Annotated in this window: 3 protein-coding genes; all 3 read left to right on the plus strand. The window is 53.1% G+C overall.

All coding sequences use genetic code 11. The annotated features are described in order from the left end of the window. The coding region (locus tag RID21_RS29715; RefSeq protein WP_350195330.1) for a sensor histidine kinase at positions 1-565 on the plus strand (565 nt) is incomplete at its 5' end. 68 nt (positions 566-633) lie between these two features. Further along, positions 634-2034, plus strand: coding sequence for a sigma-54-dependent transcriptional regulator (locus RID21_RS29720; protein WP_350195332.1), 1401 nt, complete (start codon positions 634-636; stop codon positions 2032-2034). 292 nt (positions 2035-2326) lie between these two features. Next, the gene (locus RID21_RS29725; RefSeq protein WP_145442678.1) at positions 2327-2734 is read left to right on the plus strand and encodes a GreA/GreB family elongation factor; all 408 of its coding nucleotides are present in this window, start codon (positions 2327-2329) and stop codon (positions 2732-2734) included. The last annotated feature ends 245 nt before the right edge of the window (positions 2735-2979 follow it).

Consider the following 2979-nt stretch of genomic DNA (forward strand, 5'->3'; position numbering starts at 1 on the left):
TTACGAACTGCTGGAACTGATCGACAGTGAAATTGAACGGATCAGTTCGATTACCCATCAGATGTATCAGCTGTATCGCCCCAGTTCTCATGATGCGACGACCTTTTCATTATCGCGTGCGATTGAGGACGTTGTCTGTCTCTCGCAACCCGCGGCTGCGAAAGCTGGTGTCACGATCGATTGCGAATCGGATCAGGAAGAGATCCAGGTGACGCTGCCTGAAGGGGAAGTCAAGCAGATCCTGTTGAACCTGATACAGAATGCGATCCAGGCATCCCCGAAAGGGAGTGCTGTTCGTTTAGAAGTGGGGGCCGGTGATGCTACTGTCAGTGTGGCGGTGATCGATCAGGGGGAGGGAATTCAGCCGAGCGATCTGCCGCAGATCTTCGATCCTTTCTTTACGACTAAAGTTGGAGATTCAAAGCAGGGGATGGGCCTGGGGTTGTCGGTGTCACGAAGTCTGATCGAGGCGATGGGAGGTACTATCGAAGTGGCCAGTCAACCGGGAGAGGGGGCTGTCTTCACGGCGAACTTCCCGGTGGCAGATCCTCCCGGGAATCGTTAACGTAAAGCGTAGCTGTCTGAGTTCCATTGATCTGATCCTGAAGTGCAACAGACGAAGAGAAGACATTCATGAGTGAAAAGCAGCCCCCGCGAATCCTGATTGCAGACGACGAACCGCTGTATCTGAAAACGACCGGGCAGTTGCTGCGCAAAGCCGGGTTTGACTGCGTTTGTGTTTCCCATGCGGGGGCCGCGATTGAAAAACTGGAAGCGGAGCCCTTCGATCTCATTCTGTCTGACCTGAATATGCCGGGCAATCTCAAGCTGGAACTGCTGCACCAGGGACGCAGTAACTGGCCGCACATTCCACTGATCGTTGTGACCGGCGTGCCTTCCATGCCCTCTGCGATTGAAAGTATCCGCCTGGGAATCACCGATTACCTGTTGAAGCCGGTGAAATATGAAGATCTGCTGGCGAGCGTCAGAAGGGCACTGGCCATTCCGAGTCGTGTTTTCCAGCGGAGCGAGAGCATCACCGCCCGCGAACAGAGTGAATTAGCGAAACGGTTTCCGAATATCGTCGGGGCGAGCGCTCCGTTGATGGAAATTCTGGATATTGTCGATCGCATCGCTGAGACCGATGTGAATGTGTTGATTACCGGAGAGAGTGGGACCGGAAAAGAGGTGGTCGCGCAGACGATTCACGAGCACAGTCTGCGCAGTAAGGAAAACTTTCAGATCATTGATTGCACGGCGATTCCGGAATCCCTGTTCGAATCGGTGCTGTTTGGTCATGTGAAAGGGGCCTTTACCGGCGCGGTGAACGACCAGGAAGGCTTGCTGAAACTGGCCGACAAGGGAACCGCATTCTTTGATGAAATCGGTGAGTTGCCGGCTGCGTCGCAGTCCAAGCTGTTACGGGCGATTCAGGAATCGCGTTTTACGCCTGTGGGAAAAAGTCAGGCTGTGCAGATCGATACGCGATTCGTCTGTGCGACCAATCGGAACCTGGAAGCGGAAGTGAGTGCCGGTCGATTTCGCGGCGATCTGTATTATCGGCTGGGAGTGATTCATATTGAACTGCCTCCCCTGCGTGATCGGGAAGATGACGTCATCTTACTGGCCGAACATTTTCTGAAACAGACGCTGAAAAAAAGTGGTCGCGAGTTGCAGTTTGCCCCGGAGACCCTGGAGTCTCTGCGGGAATATTCCTGGCCGGGCAATATTCGGGAGTTGAAGAATGTGATCGAACGTGCCGTCGCATTGACGCGTGGGGAGACGATTGAAAAGACCGAGCTTCCTGAATCACTACTCAATCCGCCGGCGGATCTCCAGCACGATTCCACTGGCGTGGCTGAGGGCTCACGTGATGAGGCCATTGAAAACGCCGAGTATCAGTACCTGACTGCTTTACTGGAAAAGCATGAGGGGAATATCTCACAGGCAGCACAGCAGGCTGGTCTCTCGCGTCAGGGGCTGCATAAGCTGCTGAACAAGCACAATATTTCTGCGGCAGATTTTCGCTCGTAAAATTTACGGGCGGCGTGGGTCCCTTTCTTAGAGACTGTCAACCCGGGGCGACACCTGTCAGCCCCCGTTCACACCTCTCAGTCCCGTTTTTCGGAACTGCCGACACTGGTAAATCGGGCAGTGTATAGATCAATCGATGTCGAATTGGCGCCGCCTGTACGTAACCGATTGCCGCTGTCAGGTACTGGCCTGAAACTTGCTCTAAGAGATCTACAGTCCACGCGACTGGATGACGCGAATTATTGATGGAATACGAGTATCGACTGATTGATTTGAAGTCAGGAAAAGGAAGATGAATTTTAAACAGAAACAGATCGTAATCACCCGGAACGATTATTATAAACTCTCGCGACTGTTAAACAGCGAGTACACCCAGGCAATTGGGAACAAGCCGTACCTGACCGGTTTACGGAGTGAGCTGGAGGCTGCGGCCATTGTCGATCCTGAAGAGATCAGCCCCGATGTGGTGACGATGAATTCCAAGGTCACCCTGGTCGATCTGGATATCAATGAAGATGAGACCTATGTGCTCGTCTATCCGGACCAGGCTAATATCGCCAGCGGAAGGTTGTCGATTCTGACGCCGATTGGGACTGCTATATTAGGCTGTAAAACAGGCGATGTGGTGAGTGGAAACGCCAGCCGCATGCAGATTAAAGAGATTGTTTTTCAGCCGGAACGGGCGCGGGTCCCTTCCTGAATGCCCTGGCTGTTTTTACGTTGAATTCACAAACAGCCTGAAATGGTAAGGGCTGTCAACCGCGTTTGACGAGCGCTCCCCGTCGCGTTGACAGCCCTTTCCCCAAGCAGATCACGGCTTAAGGTGTGATATCAATATGCAGCAAATCCGGGTACAGCTGTAAGGACAGCAGGAACAGGACTAAGGGTGTGATTCCCAACAGTACCAGGATCAGGATCAGCCGGATGACCATGAAAGACTCTGCC

This window comes from Gimesia sp. (genome assembly GCF_040219335.1).
Classification (GTDB): domain Bacteria; phylum Planctomycetota; class Planctomycetia; order Planctomycetales; family Planctomycetaceae; genus Gimesia.